The following is a 20,280-nucleotide window of genomic DNA, read 5'->3' as shown; positions in this document are numbered from 1 at the left end:
GGGAACTTGATCAGCCAAGTGCCGCCACGAACGCCCGCGCGCGTTCGCCGACTTCGGCGGCGGTGAGGCCGATCTTGTAGAGTGCCGAGCCGAGCCCGAAGCCATGAGCGCCGGCATCGCGCCATGGGCCCATGTTGTCGGGCGCGATCCCGCCGACGGGGAGCAGGCGCAAATCCTTGGGCAGCACTGCGCGCATCGCCTTGAGCACCGATGGGCTCGATCCCTCGGCGGGGAACAGCTTGAGCGCCGTGGCGCCGGCGTCGAGCGCGGCAAATGCCTCGGTCGGGGTGACGATTCCGGGGAGCGAGACCAGCCCGGCCGCGGCGCTCGCCGCGATCACCTTCACATTGGCGTTCGGCGAGATGATCATCGTACCGCCGGCCTCCGCGACCTGCGCGACCTGGGCCTCGGTGAGCACGGTGCCGGCGCCGATTACTGCCTTGCCCGCGAGCCGCTTCGCCAGCCGGGCGATGCTGTCGAGCGGATCGGGCGAATTGAGCGGGACCTCGATCAGGGTGAAGCCGGCATCGACCAATGCGTCGCCGATCGCCTCCACTTCATCGGGCTTCACGCCGCGCAGGATCGCGATCAGCGGGCAGCGCGCAAAGGCGGCATCGAAGGCGGCGATATGGCTCATTGTCTCACGATCTCGTTGATGCCCGCGATGAACGCGGCGTGGCTGTCGATCAGATGGGCATTGCGGCCATTGCTTTGAATGGCTGCCGCGTAAAGTCCGCCGAGAGTCGGGTCGGCGAGGATGTGGACGGTGTCGTGCCCGGAGGCGGCCAGTCGCGCGGCGACGTCGCTGCCGATCAGCAGGCCCGAAGCATAGGAGGCCGCGTCCGCATCGTCGCGAGTGCCGAGCATCTTGGCGGCGCGGATGCCGAACAGCGCCGCGGCCAAGTCCTGGCGCTTGCCGTCCTCGACGCCTTCGAGGAACGCCGCGCCGAGGCTGACTTCGCCGCCCAATTGCGCGGCGAGCAGGCCGTGTTTCCGAAGCAAGGCGAAGAGCTCGCCGGTCATCGCGGTAACGAAATCGGCGACCTTGCCGCCCTGCATCTCAACCCATTTGCAGTGCGTGCCCGGCTGGGCGAGCAGCGCATTCGCCGGCACCAGCCCCGCCGCGACCGCGCCGAGCAACTGGACTTCCTCGCCGCGCATCACGTCGGGCCGGCCCGAGACCAGGGTGGAAATGCCGGGGACGATCGCGGTGCGCGGATCGATCCACAGCAGCCCCGCGGCGAGCTCGGCGATCCCGGCGGGCGCGGTGACATAGGGCGCGACCTGCCAGCCGATGTTCGAGCCGACCATGCCCGCAAGCAGCATCGGCAGGTCGCCGAACCGTGCCCGGATCGCCACCGCCTCGGCGGCAAAGTCAGTGACCGAGGTTACGCCCTTGTCGTCGCGCTCGGTCTTCACGACCTGGCCGCCTTCGATCCGGAACGCGCGCCGGTTGGTCGTGCCCCAGTCGACGGCGAGGAAGGTGTCGCCGAAACTCACCACCAGGTCGCGTACAGAGCGATGAGGATCAGGATCACGCCGATCCCGGCCACGTTGAAGGTACCCGAGGTGCGGAAGCTGACCCCGTCCATCCGCACGCGGTTGGCATCACCTCGGCCGCGCACCAGCAGCGAGACGGCCATTGCGAGGAACAGGCTGACTACGAACACGAACATCATCCGGTTCATGAAGGGGAAGAGATAGGTATTGAGCGTAGTCGGAATGTATGACGCCGGATGCTCGAGGCTGATGACGGACTTGAGAATGAAGGACAGGAGCACCGAAGTGATCGCCGCGACGATCGCGCCGGCTTCGGTGGCGGGCTTCCAGAAAAGGCCGAGCAGGAAGATCACGGTGATGCCGGGGGTGAAGAAGCCCGAGAATTCCTGGATGAACTGGAAGGCCTGGTCGGACTGGCCGATGAGCGGGCGGGCGGCGATGATCGCGATCACGACGGCAATGGCCGCAACGACGCGACCGACAAGGACGAGGTGCTTTTCCTGGCCCTCGACGCCCGCCGCACTGTCTTCGCCGCGGGTGCGGATGCCGCGCGCCTTGGCGTAGAGATCGAGCGTGAAGATCGTCGCGATCGAATTGATCTTGGAAGCGGTCGACGCGATGATCGCCGCGATCAGTGCCGCGAAGACCAGCCCGAGCAGCCCCGGGGGCAGCAGCCGCATCATCGTCGGATAGGCTTCGTCGGGCTTGGCGAGCTCGGGCGCGAGGATCACTGCGGCGATGCCAGGCAGCACGATGATCACCGGCATCAGCAGCTTGAGGTACGCGGCGAACACCACGCCCTTCTGCGCCTCGCCGAGGTTCTTGGCCGCCAGCGCGCGCTGGATGATGTACTGGTTGAAGCCCCAATAGCTGAGATTGGCGATCCACATGCCGCCGACCAGCACGGCGATGCCGGGCAGATCCTTGTAGAACGGATTGTCCTGGCTGAGGATCATGTCGAAATGGCTCGGCGCGCGCTTGGTGAGCACTTCGAAGCCAGCGAGCACGCCCTCGCCGCCGCCGATTTGGTTGAGCGTCAGGTACGAGACGACGAGACCGCCGAGCACGAGCAGCGTGACCTGGACGATGTCGGTGAGCGCCACCGCCTTGAGCCCTCCATAGAGCTGGTAGAGCAAGGCGAAGCCGCCCAATGCGACCAGCGCCGCGGTCTGGTCGACGCCGGCGACCTTGTTGACCGCGATCGAGCCGAGCCAGATGATCGAGGTGAGATTCACGAACACGTAGAGCGCGAGCCAGAACAATGCCATCAGCACCGGGAGCACGCGGCCGAAGCGCTGCTCGAGGAACTGCGGCATCGTGTAGATTTCGTTCTTGAGGAAGATCGGCAGGAAGAACTTGCCGACGATCAGCAGGGTCAGCGCCGCCATCCACTCGTAGGACGCGATCGCGAGACCGATCGCATAGCCCGATCCGGCCATGCCGACGATCTGCTCGGCCGAGATGTTGGCCGCGATCAGCGACGCGCCGATCGCCCACCAGGGCAAGGATTTGGAGGCGAGGAAATAATCGGACGTGTCCTTGGCATGCCCGGCCTTTTCTCGACTAACCCATTGGGCAAGGCCGAAAATACCGATAGCGTAGACGATCACGACGATGAGATCGATCTGCGAGAGACTCGTCATCCAGCTTCCTCCCTGCCCCGGGCGCCGGCGGCTCGTGCCGCCTTTTCTTGCCCGCCTGCGCCGCCTCGAGAGCGACGATGTTCATTTATCGTATTTATTGGACTTGTCCAGCGCCGCCACTGCGCTAACGTAGGTCAAACCATCATAGGGAGAGGGTCCTGACATCGTTGTCGGGGCCGATCAAGAGGCGACGGGGGATGGCAGTCAACTATCCGAGTCTAGGTGCGGAGGATGCGCGGCCCCAGCTTGGACGCAACCTCACTTATGGCATGCTCGACAGCCTGGGACGCGCGATCGTCACCGGGCGCTATGAGAGCGAAGCCTTTCCCACCGAAGCCGAACTCGCCAAGCAGCACGGCGTCAGCCGGTCGGTGACGCGCGAGGCGGTCAAGATGCTCACCGCCAAGGGACTTCTCAGCGCGCGGCCGCGCCAGGGCACCGTGGTCCAGCCGGCGACCAATTGGAACCTGTTCGATACCGACGTGCTGCGCTGGCTGCTCGAGCGGCAATTCTCGATCGACCTGCTGCGCCAGTTCAACCAGCTCCGCGTCGCGATCGAGCCCGAAGCCGCGGCGCTGGCGGCGCGAGTGGGCACCACCGAGGATCTCGCCCGGATCAGCCACGGCCTCGAGCGGATGGCGGCAGCCGAACAGGGTCTGGAGGATACGCTGGAGGCCGATATCGCCTTCCACGTCGCGGTCCTGCGCGCGTCGGGCAATCCGTTCTACGCGCAGTTCCGGGATGTGGTGGGCACGGCGCTGCGCACGTCGATCCGCTTCACCAATCGGATGAAGGGCCGCAGCGCCAATCTGGCGGACCACGCGGCGGTGCGCGACGCGATCGAAGCGCGTGATCCGGAGACCGCTCGCAGCGCGATGCGCGCGTTGATCGGCGACGTGCTCGAACTGATCGAGACTGTCGCGGGCGCGGCGGAGGACTGAATTGCCGGCACGGTGCGGCGGATCCGATAGATTACATAGCAGTGACGGTTAAGCCGCTGGGAACCGGACGGAAACTCGACGGAAATATTCCCCGCACTGCGTCGCCTGCGGAATAATATGGAGTTTCCGGCGCTTAGCCGCTCTCCGCTCCTCCTATGATGGCTTGATACCGGCGCGTCGAACCCGCGGAAGCGAGGGGAGGTTCGCGACTGTCCGCCCTCGGCGGATGCTCCGCCGGCTTACTGGGTACGGAGCCGATCATGTCGTTGCAGAACATCCCCATTTCGCGAAAGCTCGCCGGCGCGTTCGCCGCGCTGATCGTGATCTTCGCCGGTGTCGGCGCAATCGTCTTCGCCAATCTGACGGCGCTCGCCAGCGCTGCGGACGACAAGGAGCGCTCGCTGCGCGCGCTCGAGCAGACCCAGGTAATGCTGACCCAGGTGATCGAGCAGCAGAATGCCGCGCGCGCCTTCACCATCCTCGGCAAGGACGAGTTCGCCAAGACCTATCAGGAGAGCGGCGAGAAGTTCCTCAAGGCGGTCGAGGACTTCAAGGTGCAGTCGACATCGGACGAGCAGCACAAGCGCGTCGAGCAACTCGTCGTCAACGTGCAGGCGCTGCGCGGCAAGCTCGACCACATCATCGAGCTGGCACGCAATCCCGCGACCCGCGCCGAGGCGGGCACGCTGTCGGGCGTGAAGATGCTCGGCGAGATCCGCCCGCTGATCAAGGAAATCGCCAAGGCCCAGGAAGAGCGCGTCGACATGCGCGTCGCAGCCGAGGACGCCGCGGTGGCTTCTGCCAAGTGGGCAATCTGGATCGGCGGGGCATTCGCCGTGGCGCTTTCGGTGCTGCTCGGCTGGCTGCTCTCGCGCGGCATCGCCGCCCCGGTCGCGCAGATGACCGGCGTGATGAAGACGCTCGCCAGCGGCAACAACGCCGTTGAAGTGGCAGGCACCGATCGCGGCGACGAGATCGGCGACATGGCCAAGGCCGTTCTCGTGTTCCGCGAGGCCGCCGTCGAGAAGCACAAGACCGAGGCAGCGAAGAAGATCGCCGACGCCGAGCAGCAGCGCGTGGTCGAGACGCTGGAGGCCAATCTCGGCAAGCTCGCCCGGGGCGACCTGACCAGCGAGATCAGCGAGGCTTTCTCGCCGGCGTACGAATCGGTGAAGGTTAATTTCAACGCGGCAGTGCACGAGCTTCGCACGCTCATCGGCACCGTGATGGAAAGCGCGCTGACGATCCGCACCGGCTCGGGCGAGATCGCCCAGGCGTCGGAGGATCTTGCGCGCCGCACCGAAGCCAATGCCGCGAGCCTCGAACAGACCTCGGCCGCGGTGACGCAGATGGACGGCCGGCTCAAGGCGACCGCCGAAGCGGCCGGCCGCACGGTCGAGCGTGCCGACGGCACGATCGGGACGGTCTCGGCCGGCCGCGCGATCGCCGACGAGGCCGTCCAGGCGATGGGCCGCGTCGCCGACGGCGCCAAGGGCATCGACAGCGTCATCGAGGGCTTGGACAAGATCGCCTTCCAGACCCGCGTGCTTGCGATGAATGCGGCGGTCGAAGCCGGGCGCGCCGGTGAGGCGGGCCGCGGCTTCGCAGTCGTCGCTGACCTCGTTTCCGCGCTTGCGATGCGCTCCGAAGAGGAAGCCGCGCGGGCGCGTGACCAGCTGACCGCCACCCAGACCGACATCGTCGCGGCGGTGGAAATGGTCAACAAGGTCGATGGCGCGCTGGCCGACATCTCGGGCGACGTCGGCGAGGTCCATGCGCTGCTCGGCCAGATGGCCAGCGACAATCAGGCGCAGTCGACCGCGATCACCGAGATCTCGATCGCCATCGGCACGATGGACCAGTCGACCCAGCAGAACGCCGCGATGGTCGAGCAGACCTCGGCCGCCGCGCGCAACCTGTCGGGCGAAGTCGCCGCGCTCAGCGAGCAGGCGTCGAAGTTCAACGTCGGCGGGACGCGCGCGGTGATGCCGCGTGCGAGCGCTCCGGCCAAGCCGGCGGCGACAGCCGCGGGTTATGTCTCGCCGGTGCGAGCACTGCCCGTAACCGCCATGGCGAGCAGCGGGGACGACTGGGCTTCGTTCTAAGCCTCGTTCCCCGGCGAAGGCCGGAGCCCAGACTCGGCATCCGCGGAAACGCGCTGCCGCGCGTGTTTGATTAAGGACTGGGCCCCGGCCTTCGCCGGGGAACAGAAGGTTCAATCCTCCCTCGCGTGCGAGGGAGGATTGGGTCACTTCATCCGGATCGTCTCGATCGCGCCGTTGTCGCGATATTCGATCGGCTGGATCGCGATCCGGCGCTCGCCATTATAAGGGCCGTCGCCCATCTGACCTTCCCATCGGTGATAGGCGATGTACCATTTGCCGTCCTTCGGATCCTCGAAGAAGCTGTGGTGGCCGGGGCCGCGATAGCGCTTGTCGCTGACCAGCAGCGGCCCGCCATAGCGCCACGGACCGGTCGGCGAGAGCGCGACGGCATAATGGACCTGATAGCTCGACGTGTTCCACGCCCCCGCCGAATAGGACAGATAATAGATGCCCTTGCGATAGTGCATGAAGGCACCCTCGGTGAAGTTGGGCGGGGTATCGACCTTCACCTCATGGTCGATGCTGACCATGTCGGGCTTGAGCGCCCACACGCGCAATTTGGCGCCGGCGCTGCCGCCGGCATAGAGGTACGGCGTCTTGGTCTTGGGATCGACGAACACCGCGGGGTCGATCGCCTCGAAGCCATTGCCGCCGGTGACGAGCGGCTTGCCGCTGTCGATGCATGGCCCCGCCGGCCCCTTGCACGTCGCGACCCCGAGCCGGCTCGGCGTCGGGTTTTGCGGGCCGACCGAATAATAGAAATACCAGCCGCCATTCGCCTGGACCATGTCGGGCGCCCAGAGGAAATGCCGCACGCGATCGTCATCGGCCCAGGCCACGTCCTTGAGCCGGATCAGCGGCTCGCCACGGGTCCATTTGATTTTGTCGGGCGACGACCAGGCCGACAGGCTGGCGTCGCCGCCGGTCGGGTAGATCCAATATTTGCCGTCGGCGAGCTCGATATCGGGGTCTGCGCCGGCGAACACCGACTTGACCTCCTGCGCCGACGCCGCCGGCGGGAAACCCGCCAGCAGCGCCGCGACCAGCAGGGCCGCGCGCATCACTTGCCGGAGACGGGCACCACGCCTTTCGGCGCGGCTGCCATCCGCTTGATCAGGTCGACTTCGGCCTGGCGATAGGGCTTGCCGTCGAAATAGAGGATGTCGTGGAACCAGATCGTCGGTTCCTCATAGGTGTACGGCTTCTTCCAGCTGTCCCATGGCAAGCGGGTCTGCATCTTGCCGTCGACGAAGCCCCAATTGTACATCGCGATGTTGTACTTCTTGCCGATCGGCAGAGTGTTGTCGAAGGTCGAGCCGTTGCCGCGCGCCATATATTCGGTGCACCAGACCGGGCGGCCGTAGCTGAGCATCTGCTTCGCGCGCTTCTCGAAGGTCTCGGCCCACGAATAATCGTGGAAGCTGAGCACGTCGGACTCGCGGATCTGGATCTTCTCCACCGCGTCGAGCTTGCTCTGGTCGTCCCAATGCTCGCCGATCCACACGCCCGACGTGAGCGGCTGGACCGGATTGGCGCTGCGTGCGGCGTCGAAGAAGCGCGGCAGCAGCAGCGCGACATACTTGTTCTTGTCCGGAGTCGGCTTGTAATTGCCGCCGCCGCCATTGTTGGGCTCGTTCCACACGTCCCAGCCGACGATGCGATCGTCCTTGGCGAAGGTCGCGACCACGTCCTTCACATAGGCTTCCAGCTTGCCATATTGCGACGCGTCCTTGAGGCGGTCGGCGCCCGGCGACTGCACCGAGCCCGAATTATGGACGCCCGGGATCGGCGGATGCTGCGGCCCGGCATGCGGGTTGGGATCCCAGCAGCTGTCGAAGAAGATCCACAAGGTCTTGATCTTGTGCCGCGCCGCGATCGTCATGAACTCGTCCATGCGCCGCTTGAGCCCGGCGGCGTCGGTCTCCCACAGCAAGTGATGCAAATTCACCCGCATCACGTTCATTCCCATCGCCTCGGCCCAGCCGAGCTCGAGGTCGATGCGCTGGGGGTCCCAGGTTTCCGCCTGGAACATCTCGAGCTGGTTGATCGCGGTGGCCGGCGTGTAGTTCGCCCCGACCTGCCAGGGCTGGGTCGCGTGCCACTTATTGGCCTGCGCCTTCGTCCATTGGTCGCGCGCCTCGGCCGAGGAGGCGCTTGCGACGAAGGCGAGCGCCGTCGCCGAGAGAAGGAAGCTACGACGGATCATTTCATCCCCCTCCGGATCAACGGCGCGCGGCGGCGGCGCCGCTGCTGAACTTGTAGGTCATCACGTTGCGATAGGTCTGGCCGGGCTCGAGCCGTGCCTCGGGGAAGCCCTTCTGGTTGATCGCATCGGGGAAGATCTGCGGCTCCATCACGATGGCGTCGCCCTCGCGGTAGATCTTGTCGGCCTTGCCCGAGAAGGTGCCGTTGAGGAAATTGCCCGAATAGAATTGCAGCCCGGGCTGGTTCGACCAGAGCTCGAAGCTGCGGCCCGAGGCGGGATCCTGGACGCGCGACATCAGATGCTGGGTGGCGGTGACCTTGCGGCCGATCACCCAATTATGATCGTAGCCGCGGCCATAGACGATCTGCTTGTCGCTGGCGTCGCGGACGCGGTCGCCGATCGCGCGCGGCTTGCGGAAGTCGAACACCGTGCCGGCGACCGGACGGAACACGCCGGTCGGGATCAAGGTCTCGTTGACCGGCGTGATCGATTCCGCCGGGATCGTGACGATGTGCCCCATCGCGCCGTTCGACGAGCCCTCGCCCGACAGGTTCCAGTAAGCATGGTTCGAGATGTTGACGATCGTCGTCTTATCGGTGGTTGCGGTATACTCGATCGTCAGGTTGTTGGCCTCGTCGAGCGAATAGGTCGCGTCGACGGTCATCGTGCCGGGATAGCCCTGGTCCCCGTCGGGGCTGACATAGCGCAGGGTGACCGACGCGGTCGGGCCGTTGCGGACCGAAACGACCTGCCACAGCACCTTGTCGAAGCCCGCGCTGCCGCCGTGGAGTGAGTTGACGCCATCGTTGAGCGGGGTCTGATATTCGCGACCGTCGAGCTTGAAGCGGCCGCCGTCAATGCGATTGGCGAAGCGCCCGACGGTGGCGCCGATGAAGTTGGGGAACTTCAGATAGCCTTCCATGCTGTCATGGCCGAGCGCGATATCGGCCTTCTTGCCGGCGCGATCGGGCATCACCAGCGACTGGATCGATGCGCCATAGGCGATGATGTTCGCCGAGAGGCCGTGCGCGTTGGTGAGCAGCACCGCGTCCACCGTGCGCCCATCGGGCAGCTTGCCGAAGGTACCGCGCTTGGCGGTGGCGGCGTCGGCGGCGGGGGCGGTGATGGCCATGGCGGCGATTACTCCCAGGGCTGCGATCGTCTTCATTGTCTCTCTCCCTCGATTTTTTCTGGTCTTGACGGTCAGTGGCTGTCGCGCGGAATCCCCTTGGTCTGCGCGATACGCTGATACTTCACTGCCAAATCGAACGTCGCCCCGGTGTCGAACTGGCCGACGAGGTTGCGGTGGATTTCCTGCCACGGCGTCTGCGATTCCGGCACGTAGTCGATCCCCAGCGCTTCGCGGCGGCGCGCGATCTCTTCCGGCGCGACGAGCATGTCCGCGGTACGGTTCTTGAGGTCGATGCGGATGCGGTCGCCGGTCTGGACGAGCGCGAGCCCGCCGCCGACCGCGGCCTCGGGCGCGGCGTTGAGGATCGACGGCGATCCGCTGGTGCCCGACTGGCGGCCGTCGCCGAGGCACGGCAGCGCGTGGACGCCGGCCTGGATCAGCGCCGTCGGCGGTCGCATGTTCACCACTTCGGCGCCACCGGGATAGCCGACCGGGCCGGCACCGCGCATGATCAGGATCGACTGGGTGTCGATGCCGAGCGAGGGATCGTCGATGCGGTGATGATAATCTTCGGGGCCGTCGAACACGACCGCGACGCCTTCGAACGCCTCGGGGTCATCGGGATTGCTGAGATAGCGGCTGCGGAACTCCTCGGAGATCACGCTCAGCTTCATCACTGCATTGTCGAACAGATTGCCCTTGAGAACGGTGAGGCCCGCGGCGGGCTTCATCGGCGCGTCGAGCGGGAAGATCACGTCGGCATCCTCGCATTCGGCGGCGCCGACGTTATCCTCGACGGTCTTGCCGTTGACCGTAAGCGCGCTGCCGTCGATCATCCCGGCGCGGAGCAATTGTCCCATCACCGCGGGAACGCCGCCGGCGCGATAGAAGTCCTCGCCGAGATATTTGCCCGCCGGCTGAAGGTTGACGATCAGCGGCACGTCGGCGCCGTGCTCCTCCCAATCGGCCAGGGTCAATTCGACCCCGATATGCCGGGCGAGCGCGTTCAAGTGGATCGGCGCGTTGGTCGACCCGCCGATCGCCGAGTTGACGCGGATCGCGTTGAGGAACGCGGTGCGGGTCAGCACGTCGCTCGGCTTGCGATCGGCATGCACCATCTCGACGATCTGGAGACCGGTCAGATAGGCGTTTTCCTGCCGGTCGCGGTACGGCGCGGGGATCGCCGCCGAGCCGGGCAGCGACATGCCGAGCGCCTCGGCCAGGCTGTTCATCGTCGTCGCGGTGCCCATCGTGTTGCACCATCCGGTAGACGGCGCCGAGCTTGCGACGAGCTTGATGAAGCCCGCATAGTCGATCTCGCCCGCGGCGAGCAGTTCGCGCGCCTTCCACACGATCGTGCCCGATCCGGTGCGCTCGCCCTTGAACCAGCCATTGAGCATCGGGCCGACCGACATGGCGATCGACGGGATGTTCACCGTTGCCGCGGCCATCAGGCACGCGGGCGTGGTCTTGTCGCAACCAATGGTGAAGACGACGCCGTCCAGCGGATATCCGTATACCGTCTCGACCAGGCTGAGATATTGCAGATTGCGATCAAGCCCCGCGGTCGGTCGCTTGCCGGTTTCCTGGATCGGATGCGTGCCGAATTCGAGCGCGATACCGCCGGCGTCGCGAATGCCTTCGCGCGTCCGCTTGGCGAGCTCGAGATGATGGCGGTTGCACGGGCTCAGATCGCTGCCGGTCTGCGCGATGCCGATGATCGGACGGCCCGACTGAATCTCTTCCAGACTGATGCCGAAATTGAGGTAGCGCTCGATATAAAGCGCAGTCATGTCGGGATTGGCAGGATTGTCGAACCATGCGCGCGACCGCAGCGGCGGGCGTCCGCCATTCGAACCATTTTCCGCGTCGCTCATGCACCTCTCCGGTGGGTAATATGCTTGTACCAGGCCGCCGCATCGTCGGTACGGGCAGCACCTGCGGGCTTGATACCGGCAGTGTCGCGCAATAGGAAGAGCATATATATCTTATAAAAGAAGGAAAATGTGAGGATGGCTGGGAGCAACGCGCAACGGATCCGGCTCGGCCTGGTCGGGATCGGCAAGATCGCGCGCGACCAGCACCTCCCTGCCCTCGCCGCCGATGACCGCTTCGAACTGACGGCTACCGCCAGCCGCAACGCCCAGCTCGACGATGTGCCGGGCTATACCGATGTCGCCGCGATGATCGCGGGCGGACACGCGCTCGATGCGGTCTCGCTCTGCACACCGCCAGACGGGCGCTACGAACAGGCTGTCGCCGCGATCGACGCCGGGCTGCACGTGATGCTCGAAAAGCCGCCGGCGACGACGCTGACCGAGATCGCCGCGCTCGCCGAGCGCGCCAAGGCGAAAGGCGTGGTGCTGTTCACCACCTGGCATTCGCGCGAGGCCGCCGGGGTCGAGCCCGCCAAGGCGTGGCTGCAGGGCAAGCGCATCGACGCGGTGCGGATCAACTGGCTAGAAGACATTCGCCACTGGCATCCGGGACAGGAATGGATCCTGGCGGCGGGCGGGTTCGGGGTTTTCGATCCGGGCATCAACGCACTGTCGATCGCGACCAAGATCCTGCCCGATCCGCTGCTGCTCGACTCGGGCTGGATGGAAGTGCCGGAGGGCCGCGGATCGCCGCTCGCCGCCGCACTCAAGATGCGCAGCGGCACTGCCAAGGTCGATGTCGCGCTCGACTTCCTCCAGACCGGCCCGCAGACCTGGGACATCGAGATCGATACCGATGCCGGCACGCTGCGGCTCGGCATGGGCGGGAGCATCCTGCAATTGCCGGGTGAGGACGCGCAGAAGGCGCCCGACCGCGAATATCCGCGGCTCTATGCGCGCTTCGCCGATTTGGTCGCCGCGGGCGAAAGCGACGTCGACGTACGCCCGCTGCAGATCGTGGCGGACGCTTTCATGATGGCCGAACGGCGAACGACCGAGCCCTTCGCCTTCTAGACCACCAACCAAGCCGTTCGCCCCGAGCGAAGGGCCGTTCTCTTGAGGAACGGTCTTTTCGATAAGCGCATCGTGCGTGATGCGCGACATGCCCTCATCCCACTTAGTTGGAGCACGTACGGCGCCGCGTCACCATCCGGGACGCCGCATATCGTGTTTCCATAGTGTGTCCTCGACGCCACGCTTTGTCGATTTTCGCGAACGCCGTCTTATTGATATGATTAATCACTTGTCAGTGTCTCGTGGCGGCCGCATAGCCGCAAACTGAAAGAGAGGCTCACCCAAGAGTCCTCGCAATTCGCCAAGGGGAGGTTCGCGATGCGCCTGAAATCCGTGATTCTAGCTTCGACTTCGTTTCTCATCCTGGCGGGCGCTGCGCCTGCCTTTGCCCAGACCGACGACACGACCGCAACGCAGGATGCAGGCGCAGCCTCGGCCGATGCGGGTGCCCAGGAAGAGGATGCGATCGTCGTCACCGGGCTGCGCCGCAGCCTCGAATCGTCGCAGCGGATCAAGCGCGAATCCGAAGGCATCGTCGACGCGATCGTTGCCGAGGATATCGGCAAGCTGCCCGACACCTTCGCCTCCTCGGCACTCCAGCGTGTACCCGGCGTCAACGTCACCCGTGGTGGCGGCGAGGCGGCGGGCGTTACCGTGCGCGGCCTGCCCGACCTGACCACCACCTATAACGGCCGCGACATCTTCACTGCCGAGGGCCGCTACGTCCAGATCCAGGACTTCCCGGCCGGCACCGTTGCGGCGCTGGAAGTGTACAAGTCGGGCCTCGCCAACCAGATCGAGGGCGGCATCGCCGGCGCGGTCAACGTGCGCGGCCGCAAGCCGTTCGACTTCAGCGGCTTCGAGCTGTCTGGCTCACTCAACTACGTCCATTCGGAGCAGGCCCAGCGCGAAGCCCCGAACGGCAATCTGCTGATCAGCGATCGCTGGAACACCGGCATCGGCGAGATGGGCCTGCTGCTCAACGCCTCCTATGTCGGCATCGAGTTCCTCGATTCTACGCGTGAGCAGTCGCTGGTCATCGCGCGGACGAATCAGGTCAACACCGCTACCGGCGAGATTTCCAACTATGCGCCGGGCGCTGCCGCAGGACTACGCTTCCCCGACGCGCAGGGTAATTTCCTCGGTTACGGCAAGCGCTGGCGTCCGTCGGCCAATGCCGCTTTTCAGTGGAAGCCGACCCCGGAACTCGAAATATACGCTGATGGGCTGTTCCAGGGCTTTCGTTCCCAGGATTACAACCGCTGGATGTTCATCCCCATTTTCGGTGGGTCGGTCATCCCGGGGGTCAGGGACGGCCTGACGCTCACGAACATCACCACCTTCCCCGGCACCGACCAGATCGCGTCGATGACGGTAGCCAATGCCAATCGGCCGGACGGCTATGCGGGCTCGTTCAATGGCCATACCGATACGTACCAGGCCGGCGGCGGCGCGATCTGGACGCGGGACCGTCTGCGGCTCTCGGCCGACGTCGCCTACACCAATAGCCAGTACACGACGAGCGTCATGAACGTCGATTATGCGATGGCGAGTTCGCCGGTGCGCAACGTCGTGTTCGAAGCCGATGAGGACGGCGGCCCCACCCAGAGCTTCGTCAATTTCGACATCACCAATCCGGCCAACTACATCAGCCGTGGCCTGTGGCAGGAGCGGCTGAAGGTCAACGGCAAGGACTGGCAGGCGCGCACCGACCTTTCCTATGATTTCGGCGACGGCTTCCTGAAGCGGATCGACGTCGGCCTGCGCTATACCAATCGCAAGGCCGGCCGCGACCTGGGCAATCTCTACATCAACAACGAAGGCGCGCGCATCCCGCTGACGTCGCTTCCCGGGCTGGACGTGCGCGTTACCCAGCCCGGCTTCCAGTTCAACAATGTGCAGCCGAATGTCTTTTTCGCTACCCCGACGCGCGACAGCATTCGCGACAGCATCACCGACCTGCGCACCTTCTTCGGAGCGCCTGCGGGGGTTCCACCGTATAATCCGGCCGAGAATTTCCGCGCCAACGAGAAGTCCTACGCCGCCTATGCGCAGGTGAAATACGGCTTCGATCTCGGCGGCACGGTGATCGACGGTGTGGTCGGGCTGCGCGCGGTGAAGACCAAGCTCAACATCGACGGGTTCTCGCGCGTGGAAGCAACCGGGGGAGCAATCACCTATCCGGCGGTGAGCGCACAGAGCGAATATACCGATTACCTGCCGAACGTCAGCGCGCGCATAGGCTTCACCGACAAACTCCAAGCGCGTCTTGCTTATACCCAGACGCGTACCCGGCCCGGATTCTTCGACTTGCGTCCCAATACCTCGCTGGGTCAGCCGGTGACGCTACCCCCGGGCGATCAGTGTCTTCTCACGCCGACAACTCCCGAGTGCGTGGATCGCCTTCGTCGCGGCGGTTCGGCCGGCAACCCCGACCTCACGCCGCTCACCTCTGACAATTACGATCTGAGCCTCGAATATTATTTCTCGCGGACCGGGTCGCTCACCGCTGCGATCTTCCGCCACGATGCGCAAGGCTTCCTCCAAACCGTGGCGGATCTGAGCGATCCCACCCTTCGCATCAATCAGCCCGAGAATCTGGGCAAGACCAAGCTGCAGGGCGCCGAGGTGACTTTCACCAGCTTCCTCGACATCGACGGGCTGCCCGAGTGGATGAAGGGTTTCGGCATCCAGGCCAACGGCACCTATATCGATGCCAAGGGCGATCTTCCGGCCGATCAGGCCGCGACGTTCAACAACGAGCGGCAGCCGTTCCGCGGCGTTTCGAAATGGGCATACAACCTCGTCGCCCTGTACGAGAAGCCGCAATTCTCGGCGCGTCTGGCTTACAACTATCGTTCTAAATTCGTGACCTTCGACCCGAGCTACACGTTCCAGACCTTCGATCCGATCGCGCACCCGGTGATCGAGAAGGGCCGTGGCCAGCTCGACTTCTCGACCTCGGTCACGCCGATTCCGAACGTCACGCTCGCGTTCGACATCGCCAATCTGCTGGGCAACCCGCTTCAGCGCTACCGCGCCTACGACAATGGCGACAGCTACACGCGGCAGGTGCTCTACATCGAGCGCAGCTACTCGCTCGGCGTCCGCTTCCGCTTCTGACGCGGCGGCACCTGGCATGACGAAGGCCGGGGGACGCGAGTCTCCCGGCCTTCTTCTTTTCGGGCGCGGCTTTGCTATGACCTCTCGCGAACAAGAGGGGATCCCGAATGTCGCTGCGCACCGCCTTGCTCCTGCTGGCTGCAATCGGAGGGGCGTTCCCCGGCGCGGCCCTCGCCCAGACCGCGGCGGCGGCGAGCCCGCGGGCGGCAATCGACGCGGCGACGAAGCTGGCGCGCTGGCAGCTCGCGCGGATGACCGACACCAGCCATGTCGCACGTGCCGGCGAGGAGACGCGCAATCCCCGCGCCTGGGAGCAGGCGGCGTTCTGGGTGGGCATGACCGCGCTTGCCGATCACGGCGCCCCCGACGACATCGGCAAGGCGATCCTCGATATGGGCGCAGCCAATGGCTGGACTCCTGCCAGCCGCCCCTATCACGCCGACGACCTGGCGATCACGCAGAGCTATCTCTGGGCGGCCAGGCATGGCGGCGGCGCGACCGCGCTGGCGCCGACGCGCAAGGCGTTCGACTTCATCCTCGCCAACCCGCCCCGCACCACCCTCGCCTTCGTGATCCCGGAGAAGGGCGCGTACAACGGCGTCGAATGCCTGACCCGCTGGTGCTGGTGCGATGCGTTGTTCATGGCGCCGCCGGCGATGCTCGAATTGTCGCGGCAGACCGGCGACCGCCGCTATCGCGACTATGCGCTGCGCGAGATCTGGGCGACGACCAATTTCCTCTACGATCCCGCCGAGCGGCTTTTCTACCGCGACAGCCGCTTCTTCGACCGGCGCGACGCCAAGGGCCGCAAGATGTTCTGGAGCCGCGGCAATGGGTGGGTGCTTGCCGGGCTGGCGCTGATGATCCCCAAGCTGCCCAAGGGCGATCCAGAACGGCGCAAGCTCGAGGCGCTGTTCGTCGAGATGGCGGCCAAGGTGAAGGCGGTGCAGAAGCCCGACGGCTATTGGGCGCCCTCGCTGCTGGCACCCGAGGAGTCGCCGCCCGAAGCGAGCGGGACCGGCTTCTACACGTTCGCGCTCGGCTGGGGCGTCAAGGCCGGGCTGCTGCCACGCGCCGAATATCTGCCGGCGGTGCGCAAGGGCTGGTCGGCGCTGGGTCGGGCGCTCCAGCCCGACGGGCGGCTCGGCTGGGTCCAGCAGGTCAGCGACCGGCCCGAGCAGGTGCTCGCGACCGACACGCAATATTACGGCGTCGGCGCGTTCCTGCTCGCGGCAAGCGCAGTCGCCGACCTGAAGCTCGATTGATGCTGCGGCCGGGCTTGCCGGATTAGCTATCCAAACCGTTCGCCCAGAGCTGGTAGAAGGGCTGTTCTTCTTCGATCCCGAAGAAGGAACAGGACTTCGACAAGCGCGGCACGAACGAAGGGATCATTGCCCCCTCAACACTCAACCTTGCGCTCACTCGGGGTGTGCGGCTGGATGCAGGGGTGCGTGGGATAAGCCTCGAGGTCGAGCTCGGTCGCCTCGCGGACGACCTCTACGCGGTCGCCCGTATCCTTCATCTCGTAGAGCTTGCCGAGCGCCAGCGTGAACGGACGGTGGAGGACCATCATCAGCCGGCCGTCGAACGCGCGGAACAGCATGCCGTGGCCGCTGTCGCGCCGCACCAGCGGATCGAGCTGCTCCCACGGCCCATCGAGGCTGCCCGATTTCGACCGCGCGATCCCCTGGACGTAGCCGCGCTCGCCATAGCTCGACCACAGCATCACCAGCGTGCCGTTAGCGGTGCGATGGAATTCGGGGCCGTCGGTCACCCAGACGGTGTCGCCGTCGGCCTGGCGCTGCCCCTTGGCCCAGGGTGCTTCATCGGCGCGGAACAGGATTTTGAGCGGGCCGATCGCCGCGAGATTGTCGTCGAGCGGAAGCGCCTCGATCGTGCCGATCGTGGTCTGCAGCCATTCGTGCGCGTAGACCAGCCACGGCTTGCCCTCGGCATCGACATGGAGCGTCCCGTCGAGCGTCATCAATTCCTTGGGCGCGATCGGCTCTCCGCCCCGGACGACGCGATACGGCCCGTCGACCTTGTCCGCCACCGCGAGGATCGTGCCGCGGCGATAGGGCTTGCGACTGCCGGTCGGCGGCAAGGTCGCGGCTTCGTCGTGGAAGGTGGTGAAGAGATACCATTTTCCCTTCCATGCATGCACTTCGGGCGCCCAGGCGCCGGCCTTGGCCCAGATCCCCGCGGGCAAGGTGAAGACGACGCGCGGACGCGACCAGTGCTTCAGGTCCTTGCTGGCATAGACCATCGTACCGAGCCGGCGCTCGCCGGTCATCGCGGTCTCGTTGCGGGTGAACAGATAATAGGTCTTCGACAGTTTGTCGGCGACGATGAAGGGATCGTGAAGCTGCATTTGCGGGAGCAGCAGCGGCGCTGGGTCGGGACGGACCTGCGCGGCGGCAGGAGTCGCCGCGAGCAGGCCAAACGCTGCGAACAGGTGCTTCAACTGCGTTCTCCCGCTTCGCGTCAGCCGCGCGCCGCCGCGATCGCCTCGAGCGACTTGCCTTCGTTGCGGGGCGCCCAGATCAGCCCGATCACACCTGAGGCAACGAGGAACCCAGTGAGAATCCATGCCAGAGTGGTGTAGTCGTACGAGGCGAGCCACGGCACGAAGAAGCTCCAGATGCCGAGGCCGATGCGGACGATCGCGAAAGTGGCGCCCTGCGCTGTCGAGCGGATTGCGGTGGGAAAGAGTTCGGCCGACCAGAGCTGGAAAAAGCTCTGCGCGCCGAAGCCGCCGGCCACGCCCATGATCACGACATGGGCGATATAGACCTCAAGCGTGAAGCCGAACACCGCGAGGATCGCCATGCCGACTACGTGCAGCGCGGCGGAGATGCCGAACAACAGCTTCTGGTTCACCTTGTCCGACAGCGTCATGAAGATCGTCAGGATCGAGATCATGCCGATCAGGAAATAGGCCGCCGGGACGATCGTCGCGACCCATTCGGGGAGATTGTGACTCTTGACGAGGTAGGGGGTGAAGAAGCCGTTGAAGCCGGCCCAGAGATTCCAGAAGCCGTACATCGAAGCGAGGAACAGGATCGCGCCGAAATAGCGCGGGCTGAACAATTCGCCCCATTGCGCAGCCTGTCCGGAGGCCTTGCTCTCTTCCCAACGCTCGGATTCGCGCATCCGCGAGCGCAGGAAGGTCAGTGCGACCGCGAGGATGGCGAGGTGCGCGAAGATCCAGCGCACGCCGGTGATGCCCCAGGGCTGGAGGAAATAGGCGGCGACCAGCACCGCGACCGGGCCGAGATACCAAAGCAACTGCGCCACGCCCGAATGCGCGCCGCGCTTGTCGTCGGGCGCCTGCTCGGCGATCAGCGACCAGGATGCGGGGATGTCGGCGCCGACCGCCAAGCCGACGAGGACGAAGCCGAGCACGATCATCCACGGCGCGCTGGCGAAGACCAGGAACAGCATGCCGAAGGCGTAGAAGATCATATCGAACTGGTAGATCTTCTTGCGCCCGAACTTGTCGCAAAGGATGCCCCCGATCAGCGCGCCGACGCCGGCGGAGATCGCATTGGCGCTGAATGCGCCGATCAGGCCGATAAAGCTGTCCGACAGGCCGTAAATTTCCTTCCACAGCGCAAGCGCCACCGAACCGGCGACGATCGAGCCGGCGTCGATATAATTGGCGAGCCCCGCCAGGATCGTGTTGCGCCAGCTGCTTTCTTGGGGTGCGCTCATGGTCTCTCTCAAATATCCAGCCCGAGGCGGTAAAGGCGATCGGCGTTGCGGCCCCAAAGCGCGCGGCGCTCGTCCTCCCCGAAGCTGGCGGTGATCGCGTCATAGGCGTCGAGATGCTGGGTGAAGCTGCCGAACAATTTGTCGGTCGGGAAGTCGCTGGCGAACATAGCGCGATCGGTGCCGAACAATTCGATCGCCTCGAGGATGTAGGGACGCGCCTCGTCGAGCGTCCACGGGCGGTGGGTAAAGCCCATGCCCGAAAGCTTGATCGCGACGTTGGGGAGTTCGGCGAGCGCGGCCATGCCGGTGCGCCACTCGTTCCACTCGCCGGGGACGGCCATGCCGGTGTGGTTGATCACCACCTGGGTGTTCGGGTGCCGCGCGATCAGCTTGGCCAACGCGGGAAACTGGCCGGGATAGGCCTGCAGGTCGAAGCTCAGGCCGTATTTGCCGAGCAAGGCGAAGCCGCGCGCCCAGGCTTCGTCCTGGGTGACGTCGCGCGGGGTGTAGCTGCGCCGCGGGTCGGCGTGCCAATTGACGATGTGGCGGATGCCGCGGACGGCATGGTGGGCGGCATGCCGGTCGAGCAGCGCTTCGATATCGGGCGCGTCCAATGCGGCGAAGGCGATGATCGCATTGGGCATGCCGCGCGCGTCGTGCAGGCCCTGGAGCCATTCGGTCTCTGCGAGCGCCGCCGAGGCCTCGGCGCCGGCGTCGACATGGACGATCCCGCGGACGTCCCAGCCCTGCGCGTCGGCGAGATAATCGTCGAGCAGATAGGTCCTGGCGATGGCCTCGACGCTGCCATTGGGGCCATCATCGGCGAAGGGCGGGGTCAGCCAGGGATAGGCGATCCGGTCGAGGTCCCAGAGATGCACATGGGCATCGATGAACGGCAGATCGCGCGCCATTGGTCAATTCCTCCCTGCAAGCCCCTCCCCTTCAGGGGAGGGGTTGGGGTGGGG

Annotated in this window: 15 protein-coding genes; 5 read left to right on the top strand and 10 right to left on the bottom strand. The window is 65.5% G+C overall.

Features of this window, described 5'->3' with window-relative positions; genetic code table 11:
* Window positions 1-10: 10 nt before the first annotated feature.
* Genes AC3WJI_RS16595 through AC3WJI_RS16585 form a run of 3 tightly spaced genes read right to left on the bottom strand, consistent with a single transcriptional unit; the run spans window position 11 to window position 3,143 of the window.
* Window positions 11-637 (bottom strand): 2-dehydro-3-deoxy-6-phosphogalactonate aldolase, encoded by a 627-nt coding sequence (locus AC3WJI_RS16595; protein ID WP_492758392.1) that lies wholly within the window; start codon window positions 635-637, stop codon window positions 11-13.
* Window positions 634-1,503, bottom strand: coding sequence for a 2-dehydro-3-deoxygalactonokinase (locus tag AC3WJI_RS16590; RefSeq protein WP_492758391.1), 870 nt, complete (start codon window positions 1,501-1,503; stop codon window positions 634-636). The genes AC3WJI_RS16595 and AC3WJI_RS16590 overlap by 4 nt, the downstream gene beginning before the upstream one ends.
* A complete protein-coding gene (locus tag AC3WJI_RS16585) occupies window positions 1,497-3,143 on the bottom strand; it encodes a sodium:solute symporter family transporter (protein ID WP_492758390.1) in 1,647 nt (548 codons plus the stop codon). The genes AC3WJI_RS16590 and AC3WJI_RS16585 overlap by 7 nt, the downstream gene beginning before the upstream one ends.
* A 197-nt stretch (window positions 3,144-3,340) precedes the next feature.
* Between AC3WJI_RS16585 and AC3WJI_RS16580 the strand changes: the two genes are divergently transcribed.
* Together AC3WJI_RS16580 and AC3WJI_RS16575 are read left to right on the top strand one after the other, a co-directional pair.
* On the top strand, window positions 3,341-4,084 hold the full coding sequence (locus tag AC3WJI_RS16580; protein WP_492758389.1) for a FadR/GntR family transcriptional regulator: 744 nt from the start codon (window positions 3,341-3,343) through the stop codon (window positions 4,082-4,084).
* A gap of 260 nt (window positions 4,085-4,344) precedes the next feature.
* Window positions 4,345-6,189 carry a methyl-accepting chemotaxis protein gene (locus AC3WJI_RS16575; protein WP_492758388.1) on the top strand — a complete coding sequence of 615 codons (1,845 nt, stop codon included), beginning with the start codon at window positions 4,345-4,347 and terminating at the stop codon, window positions 6,187-6,189.
* Between the two features lie 143 nt (window positions 6,190-6,332).
* Here AC3WJI_RS16575 and AC3WJI_RS16570 read toward each other — a convergent pair whose 3' ends face one another.
* From AC3WJI_RS16570 to AC3WJI_RS16555, 4 genes are read right to left on the bottom strand one after another with little or no spacing between them, the layout of a single operon-like run.
* Entirely contained in the window at window positions 6,333-7,250 is a 918-nt protein-coding gene (locus AC3WJI_RS16570) for a family 43 glycosylhydrolase (protein ID WP_492758387.1), read from the bottom strand.
* Window positions 7,250-8,395 carry a cellulase family glycosylhydrolase gene (locus tag AC3WJI_RS16565; protein ID WP_492758386.1) on the bottom strand — a complete coding sequence of 382 codons (1,146 nt, stop codon included), beginning with the start codon at window positions 8,393-8,395 and terminating at the stop codon, window positions 7,250-7,252. Before AC3WJI_RS16565 ends, AC3WJI_RS16570 begins: the two co-directional genes overlap by 1 nt.
* A 16-nt stretch (window positions 8,396-8,411) precedes the next feature.
* Window positions 8,412-9,563, bottom strand: a complete 1,152-nt coding sequence (locus tag AC3WJI_RS16560; RefSeq protein WP_492758385.1) for an aldose epimerase family protein — start codon at window positions 9,561-9,563, stop codon at window positions 8,412-8,414.
* Between the two features lie 35 nt (window positions 9,564-9,598).
* Window positions 9,599-11,404 (bottom strand): IlvD/Edd family dehydratase, encoded by a 1,806-nt coding sequence (locus AC3WJI_RS16555; protein WP_492758384.1) that lies wholly within the window; start codon window positions 11,402-11,404, stop codon window positions 9,599-9,601.
* 135 nt (window positions 11,405-11,539) lie between these two features.
* Here AC3WJI_RS16555 and AC3WJI_RS16550 point away from each other — a divergent pair, with 135 nt between their 5' ends.
* From AC3WJI_RS16550 to AC3WJI_RS16540, 3 genes are all read left to right on the top strand, one after another.
* A complete protein-coding gene (locus AC3WJI_RS16550; protein WP_492758383.1) occupies window positions 11,540-12,478 on the top strand; it encodes a Gfo/Idh/MocA family protein in 939 nt (312 codons plus the stop codon).
* Between the two features lie 318 nt (window positions 12,479-12,796).
* Window positions 12,797-15,601: a TonB-dependent receptor gene (locus tag AC3WJI_RS16545; RefSeq protein WP_492758382.1), complete on the top strand. Its 2,805-nt coding sequence runs from the start codon at window positions 12,797-12,799 to the stop codon at window positions 15,599-15,601.
* A gap of 107 nt (window positions 15,602-15,708) precedes the next feature.
* Window positions 15,709-16,866 carry a glycoside hydrolase family 88/105 protein gene (locus tag AC3WJI_RS16540; RefSeq protein ID WP_492758381.1) on the top strand — a complete coding sequence of 386 codons (1,158 nt, stop codon included), beginning with the start codon at window positions 15,709-15,711 and terminating at the stop codon, window positions 16,864-16,866.
* Window positions 16,867-17,000: 134 nt separating this feature from the next.
* Here the strand turns inward: AC3WJI_RS16540 and AC3WJI_RS16535 are convergent, their stop codons facing one another.
* From AC3WJI_RS16535 to AC3WJI_RS16525, 3 genes are read right to left on the bottom strand one after another with little or no spacing between them, the layout of a single operon-like run.
* Complete coding sequence (locus AC3WJI_RS16535) at window positions 17,001-18,065, bottom strand: glycoside hydrolase family 43 protein (RefSeq protein ID WP_492758380.1); 1,065 nt, start codon at window positions 18,063-18,065, stop codon at window positions 17,001-17,003.
* Window positions 18,066-18,085: 20 nt separating this feature from the next.
* Window positions 18,086-19,315, bottom strand: a complete 1,230-nt coding sequence (locus tag AC3WJI_RS16530) for an MFS transporter (protein ID WP_492758379.1) — start codon at window positions 19,313-19,315, stop codon at window positions 18,086-18,088.
* A gap of 8 nt (window positions 19,316-19,323) precedes the next feature.
* Window positions 19,324-20,226, bottom strand: coding sequence for an amidohydrolase family protein (locus AC3WJI_RS16525; RefSeq protein WP_492758378.1), 903 nt, complete (start codon window positions 20,224-20,226; stop codon window positions 19,324-19,326).
* Window positions 20,227-20,280: the final 54 nt, after the last annotated feature.

The sequence above is a fragment of the Sphingomonas sp. FW306-1B-B10E genome (assembly GCF_058782005.1).
This window is presented reverse-complemented; position numbering and strand designations above follow the sequence as displayed.